This window comes from Shewanella goraebulensis (assembly GCF_030252245.1).
GTDB classification, from domain to species: Bacteria; Pseudomonadota; Gammaproteobacteria; order Enterobacterales; family Shewanellaceae; genus Shewanella; species Shewanella goraebulensis.
Genome location: NZ_CP126972.1, coordinates 2,165,135 through 2,189,221, shown reverse-complemented (window position 1 = coordinate 2,189,221; position 24,087 = coordinate 2,165,135). Strand labels below are relative to the sequence as shown.

Here is a 24,087-nt window from a genome sequence, read left to right as displayed (position 1 = left end):
AAAAAAAGCTTAAGCTAGGCAACTTATTTAAGCCGCTTCACTTAAGCCTTTTATTTAACGCTATTTATTGCTCTAACTGATGCTTCTGCTATAACAGAGACATTATCTTTTTATTGAAACAACTAGTTAATTAATCGCCCTGTGATCCATTGACCTATTTCAGTTAATTGTTCAGGAATAACACTGTGCGGCATAGGGAAAGTTTTCCAAGTCGACACATAACCGGCTTTATTTAACGCATCATAGGCCATTTTTCCTGCAAATAATGGCACTACTTCGTCTTGCTCACCATGATGTTGCAACAAAGGCGTATTAGCATTAGCTGGATGCAAATCATCTGGTAAGGTTTCACCTGCTGGTAAGTAACAAGATAAAGCCATAATACCTGCAAGTTTGTGCTCAAAACGTAAGCCACTAAATAAGCTCATCACGCCGCCTTGGCTAAAGCCTGCAAGAATAATGTTCTCAGCGGCAATACCTGCTTCTATTTGCTCATGAATCAGCGCCTTAACTGCTTTTTCTGATGCTAATACGCCATTAATGTCCGCACGATCGTGTAAGTCCATACTTTTAATGTCGTACCATGAGCGCATGATGTAACCACCGTTAATAGTTACGGGTTGTTCTGGTGCATGAGGAAATACAAATCGAATGCTGTGATCTTGTGGTAAACCCAATAAAGGCACCACTGGTGCAAAGCCAGCTCCCGAATCACCTAAACCATGTAACCAAATCACACAAGCAGTGGCTAAAGTAGTAGGTTCAACAGTAATACGTTCAAGTGCAGTAGTTGCAGACGACATGATTTATTCCCTATTAATTTTTTGCGGCTATCTTAACTTAAACAATCTAGTCCGTTAACCTCTAACTTAAGAATGAAAAACAAAAAAGGTAGCCTAAGCTACCTTTTTAATTAACTGCGTTTCTCTAAATAAAGAGCTGCTATCAACACCTATTATTCAGCACAGCTTTTAACGAGAGTTCCATCACGGTAAAAGTTTAATTGACCTTCTACTGGCGCATAATCTTCTACTGATATCTCAGGATTAGCAACAAAGTACTCACGGAATACTGCAGCGTCTACTAGCTGAGTATCAATATAGTTCGGGTGTTGATTGATGATTGGGTAATCATCACCACCTGCAGCACTAAAATGGATCACTGAGAATGTGTAGTTTTCTTGTTCATCAAATGCACGACCACCTAATGAAGCAATATCGACAGTACCTTCAGTACATTGAACATCCATAGCAACATTATTCAATTGTGGGTAACCGCCACCAGTTTTAACTGCTACGTTAGCTAAGTAATCTTTTACTTCGCTACCTGTCATTGTCACGTAAGCAACAAAGTTACCAAATGGTTGTACAGTTAATACGTCACGGTAAGAGATATCACCTTCAGCAATTGATGCGCGAATACCACCTGAATTCATCACACCAAAATCAGCTGTAACATTGAAGTTGTTAGTCACAAATTCTGAGTAAGCTGTAGTGAGTAAGTTACCTAAGTTAGTTTGCTCAACACGCACCACTTCACGGTCGCCTTCTAACTTACCGTCAGTGTATGAAATCACTACATCAAGTAACTCTTGGCCACGTTCTTGATATGGCTTTAACATATCGTAAACCGTTTGATCTTTTTCGATTTCTTCAGTGATAAAGACTAACTCACCGTTATCATCTTCTTCTTTTAAGTTAATTGGAATTAACGAGTAGTTTGCTAACGTTAGTTCACCGTCCATGTATTCAAAATCAGCACGGCCGACGTATTTACCCCACTCATGTGCTTGCATGATGTAAGTGCCGTTTTGCTGATCAGGTTTACATTCATCACCAGGTGCAAAATCTGCGTACTCGTCACCTTCCATACATACAGGATTTTGTGAGTGACCACCAATGATTGCGTGTAATTGACCTTCTTCTACAGAGCGCGCTAACATCACATCACCAGCGGCTTCAGTACCGTGGTTACCATCGGCATAATGGCCCATATGCGTTACAGCAAACACCATATCAACTTCTTCGTTCGCTTCGATTTCAGCTAATACTTTTGGTAACTCAACTTGTGGATCAGTAAACTCTAAGTTATCAACATTTTCAGGGTTAACGATTTTAGGCGTATCAACGGTTGTGAAACCAATGATAGCCACTTTAAGACCGTTTATTTCGAAAACACGGTATGGTTCAAAGTAACGTTCTTCAGCATTTTTATCGTAAATGTTTGCAGCAAGCATTGGGAAGTTAGCAAGAGTCGCTTGCATATCTAACGTGCTTAGCGGGTTATCAAACTCATGGTTACCCACTGCCATCGCATCGTAGCCAAGTAAATTCATCCCTACAAAGTCAGGAATCGCTTCTTGCATATCAGATTCAGGAACACCTGTATTGATGTCACCACCTGATAATAAAATCGTTTCGTTTCCACGACCTTCGACTTCTGCGCGAATTTGGTCGATAACAGTTTTACGTGCAGCCATACCGTATTCACCATCGCTGTTTTCCCAAAAGCGACCGTGGTTATCATTGGTATGAATGACGGTAAAGCTAGTACAAGCATCGCCTGCAGCTTCACATGCTGTTTGATCTTTATCATCGTCACTACTACAACCAGACAATGCAGCAATAACGGCTGTAGCGACTAATCCTTTGTATAATGTGTTTTTCATGATCTAACCCCTAATCAATTTCATTTTTATATTTACGAGCTACCCAGCTCTACGCAGAATGGTAGCAAACACTGGACTAGTTTCATGTCATTTTCATTACAAACTGTGACATTTAACCCAATAATAACAATAAGTTACACAAATAATTACATTAACAACAAAGACAATGTTTTTGGGGCTGTGCATTAGCATGCTCGTTAATCAAAACAATCAATTAAAAACCGAGTTAAGCCTTTATTTACGCATAAAATAAATCGAAACAAGCTTCCAACTAGATTGTCTTTTAATACGAACATCCACAAAAAATCTCACAACTGGAGCTAAGTCACAGTTTGACTTTTCCACTCCATGATGTAGTTCGATTTTACTCAACGATTAAACCGTTTCACTTAATCGAATAAAATAGCCAAATTTATGAGATTTTATTCGATTTACTTCATTGCTATGATTAATTTCTAGCATTCAAGCGTAGGGGTTAGTATGGGGTTATTACAGAATGGTCAGTGGGTTGATCAATGGTATGCCATGAAAGAAAATGGCGGTAAATTCCAGAGAGAAGAAGCCCAATTAAGAAATTGGATTACTCAAGATGGTACTGCTGGACCTAATGGAACCTCAGGGTTTAAAGCTGAGTCTGCTCGATATCATTTATATGTTTCACTGGCCTGTCCTTGGGCTCACCGTACTTTGATTTTTAGACAATTAAAGCAACTTACCAATCATATTGATATCACTGTCGTTGAGCCACATATGTTGACTAATGGCTGGGAATTTAAAGGGCCGAACCAGTCACAAACAGCTCATTCTATTGCCGGAGCTCAGAACGAGCCCTTATTCAATAAAGACTTTATGTATCAAATATACCAACTAGCGAAACCCGATTACAACGGTCGTGTAACTGTGCCAGTTTTATGGGACAAACAGCAAAATACCATTGTGAGTAATGAATCATCTGAAATCATTAGAATGTTCAATTTTGCATTTAATCACATAACTGGTAATGAAGATGACTACTATCCAGATCAATTACGCAGCGAAATTGATGCTCTCAATGACATTATTTATGCAAATATCAATAATGGTGTTTATCGTTCAGGCTTTGCGACAAGCCAGCAAGCTTATGAAGAGGCACTATATCCGCTGTTTGAAACCTTAGACACTTTAGATAAACGACTTAGTCAGCAAAGATACTTAACAGGTAGAGATATCACCGAAGCGGATTGGCGGCTATTTACCACATTAATACGATTTGATTGTGTATACGTTGGCCATTTTAAAACCAATATACGTACGATTGAATCTTACCGACATTTATCAGCTTATGTGCGCGATTTATATCAGCAACCCGGTATCGCAGAAACCGTTAATTTCGAACATATCAAACAACATTATTATTTCAGTCACCAGCAAATAAACCCAACTCAAGTGGTTCCCGCAGGCCCTATTATTGACTATATGCGCCCACACCATCGAGCTAGTTTATAAACGTCAATTGCACCTGAGTATAGCGTTACTCAGGAGCAATACCTATCACTTCTAACACTTCATAAAATTGCTGGTTATTGTCGAGCTGAATACTCCAACGCACCGCGCCTGCATCGGCAATAAGTAGTAATCTGTCAGCAATACATTTGATGTCATCAACCATTGCAATTAATACAATATTATTCACATTCAAACGGCATTGCACTTCAAAAGGAGTGACGACTAATTTGCCTTGTGAAAATTCAATAATCATTAATACATTTCCGATTTAACTGAGCTGAAAACAAAAATCCCAAGTGATATTCACTTGGGATCAAAACAAGAATTTGGGTTTAAACAGAAACTTGTTATCATTTAAAATTGTCACTTAATCATTGATTATTAATCAAAATTAATGCTGATGACCGCCTTCACCATGTGAATGGCCGTGAGCAATTTCTTCATCAGTTGCTTCACGAATCTCAACCACTTCAATATCAAAGGTCAATTCACGGCCTGATAAAGGGTGGTTAGTATCGATGGTTGCCATAAACTTACCTACTTTAACCACTGTCACTTGGCGCTGGCCTTGTTCAGTGTTAACAATTGCAGGCATACCCGCTTTCCATACTTTAGCGCCTTGCAGGTGCTTAACAGAAACGCGCTGCTCAGCTGCTTCCATACGTTCGCCGTAAGTAGCAGCAGCTGGAGGTGTCACGCTAAACTTAGCGCCCGCTTCTTTGCCTGTAATCGCATCTTCAATACCTGGCATCATGTTGTCATGGCCATGTAAGTAAGCAATAGGTGATCCACCTTCATTAGTCTCAATTACTTCACCTTTTTCATCACGAAGCGTGTAGTTGAAACGTACTACCATATTATCTTGAGCTGTCATCGAATGTCCTTAATTTACTTCGATTTCAATAATTGCCGCAGCTTAACAAATCGTCTAACAAGCTGCCAGCAAAAGCCGTATTAAATCGGCATTGCTGTGAATCTACAATAAAGAGCTTGAGGGAGAGGTTAACCGCTATCGAGTCAGATTTTTGATTATCCCCTTACTTACTCATTTAAAGTCATACCCAGAGCGGTAAAGGTTTTTTCATCTGGAAAACCATCAGCAACAAGGTCTTTACTGCGCTGAAAAGCTTGCACACCAGCAATCGAATTACGCCCTAAAACGCCATCTGGTTTGCCAACATCAAAACCTAACTCATTCAGTTTTGCTTGCATGACTTTAATATCGCTACGGTTAAACATACCATGCTCTGGGGCACTTACTGCCAGTGGCGCAGCACCATTGATTCGGTCAGCTAAATGCCCGACGGCAATGGCATAAAACTCTGAACGATTCCAACGCATAATTACGTCAAAATTGTCATACCCTAAAAAAGCAGGTCCCGTATGACCAGACGGCACATACAATGACGCATTCATATCTGGCGTAGACAGCGCTTTACCACTTGTTTGAGTGATATTAAGTTCTGACCACTTGGTTAACGATTGCGGATGTTTACGGCCTAAATATTGGTAATCGTAATTTTCAGGTAGGCTTACTTCTCGCCCCCAACGCTCGTTGGGCTTCCAACCTAATTGTTGTAAAAAGTTAGCTGCCGAGGTTAAAGCATCTGCTGTGCTATTCCACAAATCAACTTTACCATCACCGTCACCATCAACGGCATATTTGGCATAATTAGTTGGCATAAATTGAGTATGCCCCATAGCGCCAGCCCAAGACCCCACCATAGTGGCATCATCGAACAGATACTTTTCTTTAAGTTTCAATGCCTGCATTAACTCATTAGTAAAGTAATCACTACGTCGAGGATCGCATGCTAATGTGGCTAAAGAGTTGAGCACTGACATTTTCCCTTTGTAGCCACCGAAATTGGTTTCTAGACCCCAAAAGGAAATAATATATTGCCCAGGAACACCATACTTAATTGTTAACTTGTCCAATAACTCACGGTTTTCTGCCAATAAACGGCGCCCTTCTTTGACGCGCCAGTCTGTAACACGCTTATTAAAATAATTACCGAAAGTTTGGCTAAATTCAGGCTGCTGATTATCGAGTTCTATGACGCGAGGAATAAATTTGAGACTAGCAACGCTAGTATTAATGGTTTGTTCAGATAAACCTTCACTACGAGCTTTGATTTTAAGGTTATCAACACATTGAGAAAAATTGTCAGGCGCTGCAATAGATTGAAGACTTACAAAGCAACTAGAAAGTAATAACACCGACTTTAAAACTGGGGACACTTTAACACTCACCATAAATGAATACTTCTACAAATAATGACTGTTCACATCGTGACTGATAGCGATTCAGGAAACAAGAGGCTTTAAGTCTTAAATATTGAAAATATGTGTTTATAAGGTTAATTTCAGTTCATGTTTAAATTGATCTTGTCACATTAGCTTAATAGTGTTTTGTATTGATTAGAGTTACCGTATAATCGTTGTGTTAATTGAATTCATCAAAGAGACTAATCATGATTGAACAAACCCCTGCTGTTACAAGCTTTATTGAGAACGTTAAAGAACATCAAGTCCTATGGGGCTTAGCGGATGAAACGGGCGAAGGTTGGGTTGTATGTGACTCTTCTGAATTTGAAGAAACTGATGTTATGCCTTTATGGTCAACAGAATCTGCTGCGTCAAGCCATTGCACTGAAGAGTGGGCTGAATACAAAGCCGTTAAAATCAGCCTAAATGAGTTTTTAGAATACTGGGTTGGTGACTTAAACGAAGATGGTGTTTTAGTCGGTTTAGATTGGATAGCTGATGAAGAGTGTATCGAAGTCGACCCTATCGTTTTAGCTAAAGAATTAGTTGACGTAGAAGCTGAATAATTGGTTAGAATACATTGATTTTAAGTAATCAATGTGAGTATAAAACGACTGTTTGAAATAAAGCTGCATTGAGGAATCGTATCTATTGCGAAACTCGGCAGCTTTTTTATTGAATCATATTTATTAAGTACTAATTGATTAAAGGTCTTTTGTGAATCATTTACCCCCATTAGTTGAAATCCCTTTTGATCTCCGCCATCAATGCTGGTTTTGCGCCGAGCCGTCAAATGATGTATTCAGTTATTACGCCAAACCAAGTACGCCGCACCCTTCACTGACCTTACCTGCTTGCACGGAATGTGCACGTTTAGCTAAAAAGAACTTGCTCACATCAATTTGGGATTGCCGAGATGCCGTTAAAGATGACTTAATGCGGATTTACCACAAAGATTTAGCCATAGGGATTAATTGGACTGAGGAAGAACTTGAAGAATCAGGTTTTGATTGCCGAATTCTTTCAGGCTTTAAAGAAAGCGCTTGGATGATGTACAAAATCGCTAAGGGCCGGATTAATGCTAGAGGTTGGCCATTGGTACTTAATGCTGTGGATATAGAGCAAGGTTACAGCGCTCAATTTGAGTTCGATGGACTCACTTTTAATTCCCTCACAAAAGCGATAAATCATTATTGCGACACGCTTTCACTGAATAAGCATCTGTTATGCGAAATACTAAACATTGTTGGTAAAGAAAAGTTTGCCTATGCCATTAGATTATGTCGAATGAACATTGGCATCACTAAGGAACATCAAAAGTTATTACTGCAGCAAGTGCATGAGGAATTTGAACAATAACCAACAATACTCATAAATCTGAAAACGATATTCTTGAAACTTAATAGGCTAATCATTGAGTCGTTAGCCTATTAAGTTCAGCAATAAGAAAAAAGATTAACAGGGTTAGCCTAATAAGGCTTTTAAGCGTGTTTGAACCACACCTACTAATAAGTCTGGCTGGAATTTAGAAATGAACTCATCACAACCGACCTTCTCAACCATCGCATGGTTAAAACTGCCACTGAGCGATGTATTAAGCGTAATGAATAACGACGCCATACGCTTATCTGCTCTAATTTCTGACGTTAATTTATAACCATCCATTTCTGGCATTTCTGCATCGGTAATCATCATTAATAACTCAGAAGCCACGTCTTTGCCTTCATCAGCCCAACGCTGCAATAGGTTCAAAGCTTGTAATCCATCTGAAGCTTCAATAATTTCAATACCTAATTGACTGAGCGTATCCCTAACCTGCTTCCTAGCTGTAGATGAGTCATCAACAATAAGCACTTTTTTACCAGGCATATGCTCGGCTAAATGTTCATCTAACACGCCATCAGATAAGCTAATATCATAATCAATAATTTCAGCTAATATTTTTTCAACATCGATAATAGAAACCAAACGCTCAACATTATTATCTTGCAGCTTAGTGATGGCCGTCAGATAGTTATTTGCCCCAGCAGATTTAGGCGGTGGCATAATGTCGCTCCATGTCATATTAACAATATGCTCAACCTTACCCACTAAAAAACCCTGCACACTGCGGTTATACTCAGTAATAATCAAGTTACAGTCTTCAGATACAGGCATAGGACTAAAGCCAATAGCCCCTCTGAGGTTAATTACCGGAATAGACATGCCGCGGATATTGGCAACACCACTGACATTATTATTACTGCCTGGTAAGGCGCTTAGAGGCGGTAACTTAACGACTTCTTTTACTTTAAATACATTAATCGCAAATAATTGAGTTGCACTTATTTTGAACAGTAGTAATTCCAACCGGTTTTCACCCACTAACTGAGTGCGTTGATCTACAGTATCAAGAACTTTCTTCATTATTATTTCTCAGTTAACTCAACATCGATTCTCATCAAATTATAAGATGGTTTAGACCCAAAAACTGCAGCCTTTATCTAAAATATTCAGCCAATTGTTGAAAACATTGCCAGATAGCATACAAATTCAACAATCCTCTTTTAATACAGATCTTATCGGCTGAGTTCCACGTATCATTAGTTATTAGATTAAAAATGTAACCATATCAGATTCTTTGGCTTACTTAAGAAATGTTACTATCTACATCTTAATTTACTAATCTAGATAGCCAATTATTAATGAACTGCTTTGAAGGAAATAAGATGCTCAAACAACCAATAAAAATCATCGCTTCAGCCTTATTACTTTTATCCACCAGTGCCTGCACTATGCTTGACACTAAAGTTGAAGTGGTTAACGACTTTAAATTAGATAATTACCTAGGAACATGGCATGAAATCGCCCGTTTAGATCACTCATTCGAACGAGGTTTAAGCCAAGTCACTGCTAATTACTCTGTAGAAGGCGACAAAGTAGTCGTGATAAATAAAGGTTACTCAGAAGATAAATCTGGTTGGCAGCAAGCCGAGGGTAAAGCCTACTTTATCGAGTCAGATAATATTGGCCGTTTAAAAGTGTCTTTCTTTGGTCCATTTTACGGTGCGTATCAAATTCATGACTTAGTATCAGATGAACAAGGCGATTACCTAGCATCATTGGTTATCGGCCCTAATAATGAATACGCATGGATACTTGCACGTAACAACACACTATCTACTGATATTAAACAACGTTTTATCAGTAAAATGGAGCAATTAGGCATTGAGCAAGAACAACTGATTTGGGTAAAACAAAACTAAATTGTAAATAGTGATCATAGCGTGGCTAAACCTCGTATACATAGTTGATTTAATTTTAAACCTTGTCTCGATATTTGAGTCATCCATCATATAGGTGCAGTTATGATTTTACCCTTATTTCCTCTTTCAATTTGTTTATTGCCTCAAGGCTTTACGCAATTAAGGATTTTTGAACCACGCTATAAACGTTTAGTCACTGAATCGCTTAAATCTGGTGATGGATTTGGTTTATGTATGTTAAACAGTAATAACGAGCTTATGCCGATTGGTACTTGGGTACACATTATAGATTTTGAGATGTTAGATGACGGATTGCTTGGGGTAAGCATTCAAGGTCAACAACGTTTTAAAGTTAATGATATTTTGATTGAAGACGATGGACTTAAACGTGGTAATGTCAGTTTAATCCCTGACTGGCCAAGCAGTAACATTGTGCCACATCAACAATATCTAAGTGAAACGTTACAACAATTGCTCGAACAATACCCAACACATTTATCTCACTACAATGAAAGTGATTTTGATAATATTTCTTGGGTCTGTCAGCGATGGTTAGAAATTATGCCTATTTCAGCTGAAGAAAAATACCAGTGCATCAACAGCCATAATCATGAAATGACCCAAAACTTAATCTCCAGCATCATTAAATAATGATGCTGTTAATTTTTACTTATATAAATGGCAGCCTTAACTCAGCTAATTCATAAAAAATTGAACTAAAATCGACAAAGAATAATTACAGCATATCGATAATCTAACTATATTCTTATAAATCTCCAATCATTATGATCTTTTTCTCAAACCGCCGCGTATCAATCAATAAGTGACATATTGATGTTGTGAGTCAAAGCTGTTTGCACATGACGTTACAATCAAAAATGTTAAGACTTTCTTGAAGCTTTCTCTTTTGAGACTTCTTTTGACAATGCGAGCGAAAATAAATGGAAAATTTTCAATCACAACCTATAAAAAATCGCTATGATAAAGGCATGTTATCTAAAAATAATAATGCAAAACATAGTGCTATGAAATCAGAAGATACCAGTGACAACGAAGCTCAATATCTTGCCGAATTAATGCACCAAGTTGCTAATCAGCGTAGCAAGGCCGCCTTTGCGAAGTTGTTCGCACACTTCTCCCCAAAGATTCGAGCATTTGGCGTGCAAAGATTAAGTCAACAAGGCCTAGCGATGGATCTGGTTCAAGAAACCATGACGCGCGTATGGACCAAAGCCCATTTATATAATGCTGACAAAGCTGCTGTAAGCACTTGGGTGTTTACGGTAATGAGAAATCAGTGCTTTGATATGCTGCGTAAAGTGCAAAATAACCGTGAAGACGCTTTTGGCGATGATATATGGCCTTTGTTTGAATCTGATGAAAGTGATGAAACAGAAAACGACTTTAAGCTGTCAGCCACTTTACTTAAACATGTTGATGACCTCCCCCCATTACAAAAGCAAGTTGTTCAAGGGATCTACATGCAGGAACTGACTCAACAAGAACTGGCAGATAAATTAAAAGTACCAATAGGTACCGTAAAATCAAGACTAAGACTTGGATTAGAAAAGTTAAAAGGCTTCATGGAGAAACATTATGATTAAATATCACCCAAATCAAGATTTGCTAACTCTCCATGCCCAAGGCGAATTACCACTGTCGCTATCGATCGCAGTTTCGGCACATTGTGAGTTGTGTTCAGAATGTGCAGCCAAGTTAGCCTCGCTTACCTTAGCAGCGACTGAAGATAATTTTACCTTATCGGCAATTAGTTCAGATGATAGCCAAATGAACGCTGAATTAGATTCAGACTTAGAGGCCTTACTGGCTGATATGATGACGGACAACAGGTTAGATGTTGCAGACAGCTCACAACAAACAAATCCGACTGTCTCTAATATCGATATCACTGTCAAAGGACAAGACTATAGGTTACCCCGCGCCTTTAGACAGCAAGTAGCTAACCAATGGCAAGGAATTGGTAAAGTCAGTCGCCTACGTCTAGATACCGGTGAAAACAAAGCCAGGGCAAGTTTATTACACATTGCTGAAAACGGCGAGATCCCTCAGCACAGCCACAAAGGCGAAGAATTAACCTTATTGCTTGCTGGTGAGTTTAGTGACGAATATAACACTTATACCGCAGGTGATTTTATGGTGCTTAATAGCGAACATGAGCACAGCCCTAAAACGATTGAAGGTTGCCTGTGTTACACCGTTGTGGATGCGCCACTGTACTTCACTAAAGGGATCAGTAAATTACTCAACCCAATTGGTGAATTGATTTATTAATTCAATAAACACCTACTAAAGTATTGTCAGTGTATTAATAACCGATAATAAGGACCTAAAAAATCCGTCGTTCTGGTAATTATTGCGCTGACTTTACACTTTTTGGTGAATTAACATGCAAAAAAAAGCTATTTAGCTCACCTTTTCGTCTGAAACTGTTTTATTTTGAAAAAAATGTATTGCTATATAAAAAATATACGCATATTATCCTTTATGTTATTAAGTTAACTTGTATTTATTCGTTTACCCTTCTGTTAGTTATAACCGCAACTGTAAACCCACACTACAAGTCATCCTGCAAAGTTAAACATTGTCATTAGTTTGTCATATGCCTATGTTCAACTATTCAAAGCAAGTATGTTGGCGATTAAAAAAATTAATCTATAAGCCTACTTGTAAGTGTAATGAGCACAACTAACTTAAGCACACACATTAGCTTCAATAAGCACAAACTTACGCAACACAACTGCTTAAGGATAATTATTGTTATTACTTACTCACCATAAGGTGAAATTTCAAACAAGGAGTGTGGCATATGTCATACAACATTAATGGTCACGAAATTACAGTTAATTTCCCTGTAAATTCAATATCATCAAACAAAAACTCAATAGCTTTTACTGACAGCCAAGGTAAAACTAAAACAACTTTTTCAAAGCGCACAGAAGCGTTAAAATTTATGAAATGGTTGATTACGGCTAACAAGTAACACTTTCTATAACGCTTGCGTTATTCATTTGCTCAGTTACTCAATAAACATCGCTTCTCGGTATTTCATCTCACACTATACCGGACGTTTATTAGAACTGAGCAATATGAAAAGAACCTCCCTCTTTCAACCCGTTTATATTAATACTTCACTTTTATTCTTCTCAAATACCCTTTAATCTAGTTTCAAAGGACGCTCAATCAGCCATACTTTCGTTTATATCTAGCCAACATACTTGGGTTACCCAGCTGTCCACCTTGGTGCAAATACATCAATGGCAATGAACTGTCAATTTGAGGCACTCTTGCTGGGCTTGTCAGAAAATGTTCTAGCATAATAAAACCCACAGGGTCGTATAGCAGTTCAAATTCAATTCCGGTTTCACACGCTCGTTGCCACATTTCGTAGCATTGCCGATTCAATTTACCGAAATGATATTTAGTGCCATTTGAAATTATTGTTGGGTGATAGGCACTATTATCAGTCAACTGATTAAATTGCAGCTTTAAATATTCGTCACCGCCCACACAGCTACATGTCAGTACATTCACTTTAGGCTTGTTATTACTTGCCTGCTTGATAAAGAAACGCTGGAGGAATAAAGCGGTAGTACCAGTACCTGAGGGCAGAAATAGATTTAATTCAATACAATTGTGCAGCTGCGCCCAATCTAAAATTTGCTTACCAAGTTGCTCAAGTCCAACAGAGGCATACTCACAGCGGCCGCCTTCAGGAATGTACAACTCATTTGCCAATGCGTTTTTAGATAAACTCACCACATATTCTTCCAGTGATAAGTTTTGATCTACATTAATATAATCAGAGATGCTAACATTTTTAAAGTCAGTCGCACTTTCAAAGTCTTTAGCCTGCAGCTTGTCTATCGCAGATTTCTCTATGATATTGGCGCCATTATTTAATGCAGCAAGGTAATTGCCTTGAGGATTTTTCTTTAAGTAATCAGCAATATGATCAACATAATAATCGAGTTGCCAACCACGCATTTTAGCCAGCACAGCGAGTGAATGGAGCGAATTGGCTTGGGCTGAGCCATAACCCACTACTTTACTGATGTGAGGGAAATCATTAGCTAAAAAATATTGAAACTTCCGCGCTTTATTACCACTAAAATCAGGGTGAATAAGGTCATCTCTTTTAACAAATATTTCTCGACCGGCAAACATCATCGACTCGACAGGAGTTGCAGCAAACATAACTTTTCACTTGTTAATTTATTTAAAAACTTTAAAGGAGTATTTTACCTAATATTTAGTGAAAACCGCTATATCTAACTTTTACACTCAGAACTTACATAGTGTTAAAAACTTAACCCGCCTTTAAAACCCCAACACCAAACACACATTTTACGTCTTACAATCAGAAGCTTACGATTAAAAACTGGTAATTTCAAACACTCCTTCTCTATAGTTGGCATATTTCTCGCTTATCAGTATATAAGTTAACGATTAGGTTAATAATCAATTCAATCGAAATTAAGGGATTATCAATGTCAGTGTTGAGATTAATATTTAATATTGCATGGTTCATCATGGGTGGTTTTGTGATGGGGCTTGCTTGGTGGCTTGCGGGCATCTTATGTTTTATCAGTATTATTGGTATTCCTTTTGGTCGCGCATGTTTCGTTATTGGTGAAATGGCATTTTGGCCATTTGGTCAAGAAAATGTAAACCGTAAACACCTTTCAGGAATTGAAGACTTTGGTACAGGCCCATTAGGTATGGTGGGTAATGTGATTTGGTTTCTATTCTGCGGAATATGGTTAGCCATTGGCCATCTGACCCATGCATTAGCCTGTTTTGTTACCATTATAGGTATCCCATTTGCGATACAGCATGTAAAACTAGCACTATTAAGTCTTACGCCTATTGGTCAAACCATTGTAGCTAAAGAAAGCTATTAACCGATATAACATAAAGTGGTTAGTATTAAGCTGATAGCTAGATAATAACGAAAAAGGAACTCAATTGAGTTCCTTTTTTATACACTTTTAATCACTTAGTTTTAAATATCAATGACAATATTAATGCATTTACTCAAGGGACAATATGTAATCAAACTCTTGCTGAGTAACCGGTTGTACACTAAGTCTTGCTCCTTTACTGACGAGCACCATTTCAGCTAGATTAGGATCTGCTTTTAACTCTGTCAGCGTTATAATACGGCTAAATTTAGCTTTAAAAGTCAAATCTACAGCCACCCAGCGTGGGTTATCAATAGAGGAATTCGCATCAAAGTAAGTTGAAGCTTGATCAAAAGCACTTTGATCAATAAATGGCGCTGACGACACAGTGGCTAAACCCACAATGCCTGGCACTTTACAGCTAGAGTGATAAAAAAACACAATATCGCCAAGATCTACTTTATCCCGTAAAAAATTACGAGCCTGATAATTTCTGATCCCATCCCAAGTTTCTGTTTGATTTTCGCAATGTGCTAAATCATCAATACTGAACTCATCTGGCTCAGACTTCATTAACCAAAAAGCCATATCATGCTCCCTCTATTTGGCGCTGTTTATCAAATAATGCGAATTCTTCTAAAATTAAATCAGTAAATAACTGCCCTGCTCTACCAAGAGGTCGCTCTAGTGTTGAAACAAGTTGCGGCGTAAAACGAAACCGATGACCACCAACAAAATCTACAAGCGCTAACTGATTTGCAGCAAGTTCTTCATTAATTAGAAACTCCGGCATCCAGCCAAAGCCTAACCCTTTTAATAACGCATTTTTTTTCATGATAAAACCTGACAAGTAAAACACTTTATCACCGCCAAATTGTAGCTCATCTCGCTGCTGAGTCGGTGCTGAGTCTTCAATGGTGAGTTCAACATGCTGTTGTAATTCAGTTAAACTGATTGATTGCTTAGTGGCTAACGGATGCTGTGCTGCACACACTAATAGGCTTGTAACGGTGGGCAACTGTTTAGCAGAGAAATATGGTGCGGCGGTATAATCTTTAACTAACATCAAATCCGCTTTATCTCGTTCAAATCGATGTTGAACTCCGCCTAAAAACTCCATATTCAACTGTACTTTAGTCGGCACATTATGTTCAGACATTCGTTGCAGCGCAGTCATAATAGGCTCCATTGGGAGTGCACCATCTATGACTAATTCAAGCTTTGGCTCCCACCCTTCACTAAAGCGACTCGCTAAGTGTTCAATATTGGATAAATGCTGCAGTAACCGTTGGCCTTCAGCTAAGATAACCTTTCCTTCTGGAGTTAATTCGGCTCGATATTGCTCGCGGTTAAATAATTGTACCCCTAAGTGCTGCTCAAGCTTTTTCACTTGGTAACTTACGGCTGATTGAGCCTTATGCAAACGCTCAGATGCTTTAGCAAAACTACCTTCTTCTACAAGTACTTGCAGAACATTAAAGGCTTCTACATCAATTTTCATATATCCCTCACGCTTAGGCTCTGTCCAATTGCCGTGACACTATTGTAAACAAATCGATACCATCAAAAAATCTAATTGAGTTAAGTGGTTTATTATTCTTTTTTTTGTTCATTCTAGCAACTAAATTGATAACTAGATCACAAAGTATTTGATTCTTTTGCGCTAGAAACACTAACAATAATCGTGCAACAAGCTAATCAAGGCTTATAAAATGAGTAAATAGGGTTAAGGAGTCAGTATGCCTTTTTATGTTCAGCAAGGTCAGATACCTGCTAAACGTCATATCGCTTTTAAGAAAGAGTCAGGCGAGTTGTACCGTGAAGAGTTATTTTCGACCCACGGTTTTTCAAATATTTACTCCAATAAATATCACCATAATATGCCAACGAAGGCGTTAGAAGTCGCTCCATACTCACTAGAGCACGGTAAGGCTTGGCAAGATTCATTAATTCAAAACTATAAACTCGACTCTCGCCAAGCTGACTGTGAAGGTAACTTTTTCAGTGCACGGAATAAGATTTTTTTTAACAGTGATGTGGCGATGTACACCGCCAAAGTCACTACAGATACTGCTAAGTTCTATCGTAATGCATACGCTGATGAAATCGTATTTGTGCATCAAGGTGAAGGTAAATTACTCAGTGAGTATGGCGAACTAGACGTTAAACAATGGGATTATTTAGTGATCCCTCGTGGTACGACTTATCAGCTTAAATTTAACGACTACGAAAATGTTCGTTTATTTATTATCGAGTCATTTTCAATGGTTGAGGTGCCAAAACATTTTCGTAATGAATATGGCCAGATGCTCGAATCAGCTCCCTACTGCGAGCGAGATTTTAGAACCCCAACCTTAACAGAAGCAATTGTTGAACAAGGTGAGTTCCCTCTTGTCAGCAAGTTTGGTGACAAATATCAAGTCACCACGCTTGAATGGCACCCTTTTGATCTTGTTGGCTGGGACGGATGTGTTTATCCGTGGGCATTTAACATCACAGAATATGCGCCTAAAGTAGGGAAAATTCATTTACCTCCTTCTGATCATATTGTATTTACTGCAAACAATTTTGTTGTGTGTAACTTTGTGCCTCGTCTTTATGACTTCCACCCTGAGTCAATACCTGCACCTTACTACCATAATAATATCGACAGTGATGAAGTCCTGTATTACGTCGATGGTGACTTCATGAGTCGAACGGGTATTGAAGCTGGATATATGACACTCCATCAAAAAGGCGTCCCTCATGGCCCGCAACCTGGGAAAACTGAAGCATCGATAGGCAAAACAGAAACCTATGAATATGCCGTAATGGTAGACACCTTTGCGCCACTCAATTTAACCACTCATGTTAGAAACTGCATGAGTGACGACTACAACCGTTCATGGATTGAATCATAAGCAGTTTTTTGATTCAGCTTTAACCGATTAAAACGTCACCAAAGAGTGACGCTCAAAGCAAATAAAATTAAGGAAAACACAATGGCGAGCGAAACAAACCCACTTGGTCTTTTAGGCATTGAATTTACAGAATTTGCCAGCCCAGACACTGATTTTATGCATCAAGTGTTTATTGACTTTGGTTTTTCTATGCTTAAAAAAGCAAAAGCGAACGATATTGTTTACTACAAGCAAAACGATATTAATTTCTTACTGAATAAATCTAAGCAAGGATTCTCAGCAGATTTCGCTAAGTCTCACGGCCCAGCAATCTGCTCAATGGGTTGGCGTGTTGAAGATGCTGAATTTGCCTTTAACGAAGCGGTAGCGCGTGGAGCAAAGCCAGCTGATGATGCAGCAAAAGATATGGCCTACCCTGCAATTTATGGTATTGGTGACAGCTTAATTTACTTTATTGATGTGTTTGGTGATGCGCAAAATATCTATAAAAATGATTTTGAAGACTTAGCAGAGCCAATGATTGTTGAAGAGAAAGGCTTTATGGAAGTCGATCACCTAACCAACAATGTTTATAAAGGCACTATGGAAAAATGGGCTAACTTTTATAAAGACATTTTTGCCTTTACTGAAGTTCGTTACTTCGACATCAGCGGTGCACAAACAGCACTAGTTTCTTATGCACTTCGTTCACCAGACGGTAGTTTCTGCATTCCGATTAACGAAGGTAAAGGCAACAATAACAACCAAATTGATGAATACTTAGGTGAATACAATGGCCCTGGCGTTCAGCATTTAGCATTTAGAAGCCGTGATATTGTTGGCTCTCTTGATGCTATGGAAGGCACAGCAATCAAGACCTTGGATATTATCCCTGAATACTACGACACGATTTTCGATAAGTTACCACAAGTGACAGAAGATCGAGATCGTATCAAGCATCATCAAATTTTAGTTGATGGTGATGACGATGGTTACTTACTTCAAATTTTCACTAAAAACCTATTTGGTCCAATCTTTATTGAAATCATTCAACGTAAGAATAACCTAGGCTTTGGTGAGGGTAACTTTAAAGCATTATTTGAATCTATAGAACGTGATCAAATGAAGCGTGGCGTACTGTAAACCTTAATATTTGCCGCTTAGTAAAACAATAAAGCCCGTTACTTAAACAAGTAACGGGCTTTTAATTTACTACAATCATATTTTTAGCAATTAAAACGGCACTTCGCACTTGATTTCAAAAGGCTCAAATGTCACTGGATGGGTAAAGCTTAAGTTACTTGCATGAAGTAACAGTCTTGGTGCGAGCGTCTGTGAGTCCTCATTGCAATATAAATCGCAGCCCAGAATAGGATGACCAATATACTGACTGTGAATTCTTAATTGATGTGTTCGCCCAGTAATCGGTTTAAATCTCACCCTAGTGACAGGAGTTAAGTTAGATTTGCCATCAGCAAACGCCTGTAAATACGTTCGTTCAATGATTTCAATTTCAGATAAGGCTGTTTTGCCAGTTTCAGGACAGATTTTCATAAAAGGAAAATTTTCAGTATCTTTGCTAATAGCTGCATTTATCACAGCGGAATCTTCCAATGCTTTTGAAGCATGCCCATACAAAGTCGCATGATAGTACTTAACAATCGTTTTTTCTTGAAACTGTTTGGTTAATAAGCCATTGACCGATTTATTAAGCGCCACCAGCATGATACCTGACGTGCCAAAATCTAATCGATGCACTAAAGTAGCAGTGGGAAAATCTTGGACAAGTCTGAAGTGAACAGAATCTTTATTTAATGGATTTTTACCAGATAAACTCAATAAGCCACTTGGCTTATTGATCAGCAAGATATACTCATCCTGATATAGAATTGAAATTTGTTCTTTACAAGGTGGGGCAATAAATTCTGTCATTTCAGCCTTAAACAATCGATAAGCCGAGAATGGTAATAAAAAGATGGCAATTAAGCCACCCTTGTTATGTGTTCGTTTAAGTAAATATAATATTGAAATTAAGCCCAGACTGAGCTTACATCATCAATTTTACTTTTCTAAAATTCAGCTAATGATTTTTTAATTTCTTTTAAAAAATCGGCGCCTAATTTAGGGTCTCGTAAGCCGTACTCAACAAACGCTTTCATATAGCCTAATTTATCACCGCAGTCATGGGACTTACCTGACATATTAAAGGCTTCAACAGAGTCTGACTCAATCAACATATCGATAGCATCAGTTAATTGAATTTCATTGCCTGCTCCTGGTGGTGTTTTAGCTAATAAGCCCCAAATTTTTTCAGAAAGAACATAGCGGCCCACTACAGCAAGATTTGAAGGAGCCTCTTCTACTTTAGGTTTTTCCACCATCTTAACAATAGCTGAAGAGAAACCAGGCAAAATAGTTTCGCCATTACAATCTGCAATACCGTATTTGTTCACATCTTTTTCATCCACTGGCGCCACCATGATTTGGCTGGCACCTGTTTCATTGTATCGGCTAATCATAGTAGATAAGTTTTCAGTACGTTGATCAGCTGTGTGACCATCTAAAATCACATCCGGAAGCACTACAGCAAAAGGGCTATCGCCTATGCAAGGCTTCGCACATAAAATTGCATGACCTAAGCCTTTCGCTTCACCTTGGCGAACTTGCATGATAGTGACATTTTTAGGGCATATAGATTGTACTTCATGTAATAACTGACGCTTAACACGCTGCTCTAAAGTAGATTCGAGCTCATATGATTTATCGAAATGATTTTCAATGGCATTCTTACTTGCATGAGTTACTAAAACAATTTCAGTAATACCAGCACTAACACATTCATCAACAATGTACTGAATAAGCGGTTTATCAACAATAGGCAACATTTCTTTCGGGATTGCTTTTGTCGCTGGTAACATCCTTGTACCTAAACCCGCGACTGGTATAACAACTTTCATATAAACTCCATTAGCCCTAACGGCGCCTTTCAGCATGATCATTCACGCAAACTACTTTCAAGAATAGCAGCTTGTATGTTGATAACAAAAACAAAATTCACAAAAGTTAAATTAACCTACACTCGAAATACCTTGATTCAATTTTCTCGAATAAATACAGTTTTAATAACACTCATATTGATGAATATTCAGTCTAATTGGAAAGAGCTGAGTTTATTCAAATTTTTAACACCATCACATGCTTGTGAAAAATCGACATTAAACCAGCCTAGCCGTTATGTAAATGACGACTAAAATGAAAAAAACCGCAATAATGCGGTTTTCTTAATTTCATTAGTATTAGTGAACTACATGTTCACATCTACAATATAATGTCCCTGCAACCAATTACGTCCGATGAGTAATTTGTAGGTCATTTTACTGCGATCACGCAGGTTCACATCAACTTTAAACTCTTCGCCAGGCTCACCAATGGTCAATGTCACCATATAACGGATTTCACTACCTTGTGCATTACGAATTAACGATGTGCTATGGATACGGGCTGTGACGTCAACTGTTTCGCCTTTTTCGTTCATGGTTGTGAACGTGACGTCTTTACCAACATTGTTTTCCATGTTGGCTTTATCTTCATCATTAATTCGCAAATTCACTGCATGCAAAGAGTTTTCAACCGCGCCAGTATCGATGCGGGTATCAAATATTAACCCTGACTCCACAATGCTTATCCCTGCGGTTGGTCCGATAAACTTCTTTTCAGACACATCAACAACATATTTGCCTTTAAGCCAGTTACGACCAATAAGTAACTTGTAGTCCATTGTGGTTCTATTTTTCAAATTAACTTTCACTTTACGGGTGCTGTCACCGAAAGTGATGGGCAATTTAACTGCATAACGGGTTTCAGTGCCTTGAGAATTACTTACAGTGGAAGTACCGATAATTTCCGCAGTAACAGTTTCTTTGTCACCTTTTTCATTGAAAGTAGTAAAAGATACATTTTTACCAATGTTATCTTTCATTTTTTTAGCACTACCGCCTTCTACTTTAATATCTAATGCGTGTAGAGATGAGTTTACTGCACCCGTATCCATTCTCGCTTCAAATACAATTCCATTTGCACTGACAGACATCATTTCAGTTTGGCCTAACACTTCTTTTTCAGCAGCAATACTCGAAAATGAAATGCAGCTGAATAAGGTGGCAGTAACGATTGTTTTGAACATGCAATAATCCTAAAAATAAAATGAATGAAGGTGTTTAGAAGGAAGTTTATCTAAGAATTTGTTCGATTTCTTTATCGAATAAGTTTTTGATTAACCCAGAAAATTCAGTGATAAAGACACTTTGCTCTGGTGTCGCATTATGACTGGCAACACTTGCTAAAATCTCTTCCAAATCATACACAATGGCATCAATCTCTCGGATGACTTTATTACGCTGTGCGAAAGATAAATTTGGGTTTTGACCACAAACCATAATTATTTGAGCTGATAGTTGATCTTCAAATAATTCCATAACCGTTTGGCTATTAATGCTGTTATCTTCAGAAGCTTCAAATAGGCCAAGATGTTCAGTTAGATATTGAATTAAATGAATATAGCCATCTTTATCAGTGACCATTATGTCCCCTAATTAGGTGGCTTTTGATTGACAAAAGCCACTTGTGAATTTTCTAATTTAATATGCTTAACACACTGTTCTATTGCGACAAAGTAAGCACAAAAGACACTGGAACCGCTAAACTAATGCTACTTAAACCAGCTACTTCTCGGAGCTTATTCACACCTTCTACTAAATCAAAGTCGTTGGCTTGAATAATCACTGGCGACATACTGCTTACCACCATTTTTTTATCCGATAATTTTGCCACTAGCACATCAAATGTTTTTAACCGACTTTTACCGTGCAAATCAATGGTGCCATCAATTTGAGTAACTAACGTTGAACCCACGCTCAAATCTGCCAATAACTTAGGGTTAACGACCGCTGATAACGTTAACTCGGGAAATTTAGCTACCTCAAAAAGCATTGTCTGCATTCGCTCATCACGAATTTCAACACCGGTATCGACGCTCACTAAATCAATCGATAAATTAAACGCTCCTTCTGGGGTTAAACTGCCACTTACTTTCTTAAAGTCATGAACTTCAGCAATGTCGCCTTTTTTCACTGATATAAAACTGACTTTTGAGTGTCCCTGCTTAACTTGCCAATCGGCTGCAAAAACAGCTGAAGATAATAAAGAAGTAGACAGTAACGCTATAGGTAATACTGCGAGCCATTTTTTCATCATTAATCCCTTTTGTGAATAAAAACAGTTAAATTATAGATTAAAATTTATTAACTCGGAGACTATCCCCACTTCGAGTTAATTATCCTTTATGGCAACTGAGTATCAGCTAAACATTAAATTACTACAACAGCTATAAACGACTTAGCCATTTATCAAGCGCTTGAGCAAACGCATGTTTGTCCGCTTGTGAAAAGCTATTAGGTCCTGCGGTATGCACACCACTATTTCTTAACTCTTCCATAAAGTCACGCATAGTTAAACGCTGCTTTATATTATCAGTAGTATAAATATCACCACGAGGGTTAAAGACCATCGCGCCCTTTTCAATAGCGTCAGAGGCTAATGGGATATCACCGGTTATCACTAAGTCACCACTATGTAACTGCTCCACAATATAATTATCGGCTTCATCAAATCCTGAGCTCACTCGAACAACTGAGATGTTCGGTGAAGCAGGCACACGAATAAGCTGATTCGCCACCAAAACTAATGGTATGGATTTTCTATCAGCTGCGCGAAATAGCATTTCTTTTACAGGGTTTGGACATGCATCAGCATCGACCCAAATTGTTTTACTCATTCATATTCTCAATAGCTTTGTGTTGTAGCGATATAATCAATGCAATTACGGCGCTAAACGATCAATATTCCAACCAGATGGTGCTTTTTGATATATAAAGCGGTCATGAAGTCTACGCTCACCACCTTGCCAAAACTCAATGCTTTCGGCCTTTATTCGGTAACCACCCCAAAATTTCGGTAATGGCACTTCACCTTTAGCAAATTTGCTTTTCATTTCATTAAACTTGCCTTCTAGAGCTTGGCGAGCACTTATTTTGCTCGACTGCTTCGATACCCATGCAGCTATTTGGCTGTCCTTTGGGCGGCTCATAAAGTATTTAGTCACTTCTATCATAGATAATGGCTCAGCTTCGCCAGTGACGGCAACTTGCCTTTCTAAAGGGTGCCAAGGAAACAATAAACTGGTTTTAGCATTGTTTGCCAACTGGGTGGCTTTTCGGCTTTCTAAGTTTGTAAAAAAAACAAAACCGTCATCATCAAACTTTTTCAGGAGTACTATACGTTGGAACGGCTGACCATGCTCATCGACAGTGGCAACACACATCGCGGTTGGATCAGTTAATTCAGCTTGTTTTGCCTGCTCAATCCATAATGTAAATAAGTCCATTGGATTATTTGGTAAATCATTTCGTCGCAATCCACCTTGAGTATATTCACGGCGGATATCAGTTAAATCATTCATTTAGATACCTCTTCAATTACTGTCATTATACTCACAGTTACTGATATATGATCATGACATCGCTGATAATTATGCTTATAAGCGCTAATTGCAAAAAGAAGGT

At 38.3% G+C, this 24,087-nt stretch carries 27 protein-coding genes; 11 read left to right on the top strand and 16 right to left on the bottom strand.

All coding sequences use genetic code 11. The features are described from left to right. Window positions 1–122: 122 nt before the first annotated feature. On the bottom strand, window positions 123–803 hold the full coding sequence (locus QPX86_RS09135; RefSeq protein WP_285164983.1) for an alpha/beta hydrolase: 681 nt from the start codon (window positions 801–803) through the stop codon (window positions 123–125). 152 nt (window positions 804–955) lie between these two features. After that, entirely contained in the window at window positions 956–2,668 is a 1,713-nt protein-coding gene (gene ushA, locus QPX86_RS09130) for a bifunctional UDP-sugar hydrolase/5'-nucleotidase UshA (RefSeq protein ID WP_220754157.1), read from the bottom strand. 480 nt (window positions 2,669–3,148) lie between these two features. On the opposite strand from ushA, the gene QPX86_RS09125 reads away from it, so the two are divergent. Beyond that, window positions 3,149–4,153 (top strand): glutathione S-transferase family protein, encoded by a 1,005-nt coding sequence (locus QPX86_RS09125; protein WP_285164982.1) that lies wholly within the window; start codon window positions 3,149–3,151, stop codon window positions 4,151–4,153. Between the two features lie 25 nt (window positions 4,154–4,178). On the opposite strand, the gene QPX86_RS09120 is transcribed toward QPX86_RS09125, so the two are convergent. From QPX86_RS09120 to QPX86_RS09110, 3 genes are all read right to left on the bottom strand, one after another. Beyond that, entirely contained in the window at window positions 4,179–4,406 is a 228-nt protein-coding gene (locus tag QPX86_RS09120) for a DUF3389 family protein (RefSeq protein ID WP_220754159.1), read from the bottom strand. A 138-nt stretch (window positions 4,407–4,544) separates the two neighbouring features. Beyond that, window positions 4,545–5,027 carry an FKBP-type peptidyl-prolyl cis-trans isomerase gene (locus QPX86_RS09115; RefSeq protein WP_220754160.1) on the bottom strand — a complete coding sequence of 161 codons (483 nt, stop codon included), beginning with the start codon at window positions 5,025–5,027 and terminating at the stop codon, window positions 4,545–4,547. 167 nt (window positions 5,028–5,194) lie between these two features. Then, the gene (locus QPX86_RS09110) at window positions 5,195–6,409 is read right to left on the bottom strand and encodes a lytic murein transglycosylase (protein WP_285164981.1); all 1,215 of its coding nucleotides are present in this window, start codon (window positions 6,407–6,409) and stop codon (window positions 5,195–5,197) included. Window positions 6,410–6,627: 218 nt separating this feature from the next. Here QPX86_RS09110 and QPX86_RS09105 point away from each other — a divergent pair, with 218 nt between their 5' ends. Continuing rightward, complete coding sequence (locus QPX86_RS09105) at window positions 6,628–6,987, top strand: DUF2750 domain-containing protein (protein WP_220754162.1); 360 nt, start codon at window positions 6,628–6,630, stop codon at window positions 6,985–6,987. Window positions 6,988–7,138: 151 nt separating this feature from the next. After that, window positions 7,139–7,780, top strand: a complete 642-nt coding sequence (locus tag QPX86_RS09100; protein WP_285164980.1) for a hypothetical protein — start codon at window positions 7,139–7,141, stop codon at window positions 7,778–7,780. 105 nt (window positions 7,781–7,885) lie between these two features. On the opposite strand, the gene QPX86_RS09095 is transcribed toward QPX86_RS09100, so the two are convergent. Further along, window positions 7,886–8,827 carry a chemotaxis protein CheV gene (locus tag QPX86_RS09095; RefSeq protein WP_285164979.1) on the bottom strand — a complete coding sequence of 314 codons (942 nt, stop codon included), beginning with the start codon at window positions 8,825–8,827 and terminating at the stop codon, window positions 7,886–7,888. A 302-nt stretch (window positions 8,828–9,129) separates the two neighbouring features. On the opposite strand from QPX86_RS09095, the gene QPX86_RS09090 reads away from it, so the two are divergent. The 5 genes from QPX86_RS09090 to QPX86_RS09070 all read left to right on the top strand — a co-directional run bounded on the left by QPX86_RS09090 (window position 9,130) and on the right by QPX86_RS09070 (window position 12,667). After that, a complete protein-coding gene (locus QPX86_RS09090; protein ID WP_220754165.1) occupies window positions 9,130–9,666 on the top strand; it encodes a lipocalin family protein in 537 nt (178 codons plus the stop codon). Between the two features lie 102 nt (window positions 9,667–9,768). Next, complete coding sequence (locus QPX86_RS09085) at window positions 9,769–10,317, top strand: LON peptidase substrate-binding domain-containing protein (RefSeq protein ID WP_220754166.1); 549 nt, start codon at window positions 9,769–9,771, stop codon at window positions 10,315–10,317. Window positions 10,318–10,691: 374 nt separating this feature from the next. Continuing rightward, entirely contained in the window at window positions 10,692–11,270 is a 579-nt protein-coding gene (locus QPX86_RS09080) for a sigma-70 family RNA polymerase sigma factor (RefSeq protein ID WP_374758502.1), read from the top strand. Beyond that, window positions 11,263–11,958: a ChrR family anti-sigma-E factor gene (locus QPX86_RS09075; protein WP_285164978.1), complete on the top strand. Its 696-nt coding sequence runs from the start codon at window positions 11,263–11,265 to the stop codon at window positions 11,956–11,958. Before QPX86_RS09080 ends, QPX86_RS09075 begins: the two co-directional genes overlap by 8 nt. A 535-nt stretch (window positions 11,959–12,493) precedes the next feature. Then, entirely contained in the window at window positions 12,494–12,667 is a 174-nt protein-coding gene (locus QPX86_RS09070; protein ID WP_102527949.1) for a hypothetical protein, read from the top strand. 200 nt (window positions 12,668–12,867) lie between these two features. On the opposite strand, the gene QPX86_RS09065 is transcribed toward QPX86_RS09070, so the two are convergent. Next, entirely contained in the window at window positions 12,868–13,881 is a 1,014-nt protein-coding gene (locus tag QPX86_RS09065) for a 1-aminocyclopropane-1-carboxylate deaminase/D-cysteine desulfhydrase (RefSeq protein ID WP_285164977.1), read from the bottom strand. Between the two features lie 293 nt (window positions 13,882–14,174). Between QPX86_RS09065 and QPX86_RS09060 the strand changes: the two genes are divergently transcribed. Next, a complete protein-coding gene (locus QPX86_RS09060; protein WP_220754171.1) occupies window positions 14,175–14,588 on the top strand; it encodes a YccF domain-containing protein in 414 nt (137 codons plus the stop codon). A 129-nt stretch (window positions 14,589–14,717) separates the two neighbouring features. On the opposite strand, the gene QPX86_RS09055 is transcribed toward QPX86_RS09060, so the two are convergent. Both QPX86_RS09055 and QPX86_RS09050 read right to left on the bottom strand, forming a co-directional pair. Beyond that, window positions 14,718–15,176: an EVE domain-containing protein gene (locus QPX86_RS09055; RefSeq protein WP_220754172.1), complete on the bottom strand. Its 459-nt coding sequence runs from the start codon at window positions 15,174–15,176 to the stop codon at window positions 14,718–14,720. Between the two features lies 1 nt (window position 15,177). Then, a complete protein-coding gene (locus tag QPX86_RS09050; protein WP_285164976.1) occupies window positions 15,178–16,089 on the bottom strand; it encodes a LysR family transcriptional regulator in 912 nt (303 codons plus the stop codon). Between the two features lie 238 nt (window positions 16,090–16,327). Here QPX86_RS09050 and QPX86_RS09045 point away from each other — a divergent pair, with 238 nt between their 5' ends. Next, window positions 16,328–17,488 (top strand): homogentisate 1,2-dioxygenase, encoded by a 1,161-nt coding sequence (locus QPX86_RS09045; protein WP_285164975.1) that lies wholly within the window; start codon window positions 16,328–16,330, stop codon window positions 17,486–17,488. A gap of 81 nt (window positions 17,489–17,569) precedes the next feature. Next, window positions 17,570–18,610, top strand: coding sequence for a 4-hydroxyphenylpyruvate dioxygenase (hppD, locus tag QPX86_RS09040; RefSeq protein ID WP_220754175.1), 1,041 nt, complete (start codon window positions 17,570–17,572; stop codon window positions 18,608–18,610). A gap of 90 nt (window positions 18,611–18,700) precedes the next feature. Here hppD and QPX86_RS09035 read toward each other — a convergent pair whose 3' ends face one another. The 7 genes from QPX86_RS09035 to pdxH all read right to left on the bottom strand — a co-directional run bounded on the left by QPX86_RS09035 (window position 18,701) and on the right by pdxH (window position 23,984). Continuing rightward, window positions 18,701–19,399, bottom strand: coding sequence for a pseudouridine synthase (locus QPX86_RS09035; RefSeq protein ID WP_285164974.1), 699 nt, complete (start codon window positions 19,397–19,399; stop codon window positions 18,701–18,703). A gap of 137 nt (window positions 19,400–19,536) precedes the next feature. After that, window positions 19,537–20,424: a UTP--glucose-1-phosphate uridylyltransferase GalU gene (gene galU, locus QPX86_RS09030; RefSeq protein WP_285164973.1), complete on the bottom strand. Its 888-nt coding sequence runs from the start codon at window positions 20,422–20,424 to the stop codon at window positions 19,537–19,539. Window positions 20,425–20,771: 347 nt separating this feature from the next. Continuing rightward, complete coding sequence (locus QPX86_RS09025; protein ID WP_220754178.1) at window positions 20,772–21,650, bottom strand: putative ATP-dependent zinc protease; 879 nt, start codon at window positions 21,648–21,650, stop codon at window positions 20,772–20,774. Between the two features lie 46 nt (window positions 21,651–21,696). Continuing rightward, a complete protein-coding gene (locus QPX86_RS09020; RefSeq protein WP_220754179.1) occupies window positions 21,697–22,047 on the bottom strand; it encodes a DUF3802 family protein in 351 nt (116 codons plus the stop codon). Between the two features lie 79 nt (window positions 22,048–22,126). Continuing rightward, window positions 22,127–22,717, bottom strand: coding sequence for a YceI family protein (locus QPX86_RS09015; protein ID WP_220754180.1), 591 nt, complete (start codon window positions 22,715–22,717; stop codon window positions 22,127–22,129). Window positions 22,718–22,850: 133 nt separating this feature from the next. Beyond that, window positions 22,851–23,300 carry a YaiI/YqxD family protein gene (locus QPX86_RS09010; RefSeq protein ID WP_285164972.1) on the bottom strand — a complete coding sequence of 150 codons (450 nt, stop codon included), beginning with the start codon at window positions 23,298–23,300 and terminating at the stop codon, window positions 22,851–22,853. A 45-nt stretch (window positions 23,301–23,345) separates the two neighbouring features. After that, window positions 23,346–23,984: a pyridoxamine 5'-phosphate oxidase gene (pdxH, locus tag QPX86_RS09005; protein WP_220754182.1), complete on the bottom strand. Its 639-nt coding sequence runs from the start codon at window positions 23,982–23,984 to the stop codon at window positions 23,346–23,348. Window positions 23,985–24,087 lie beyond the last annotated feature (103 nt).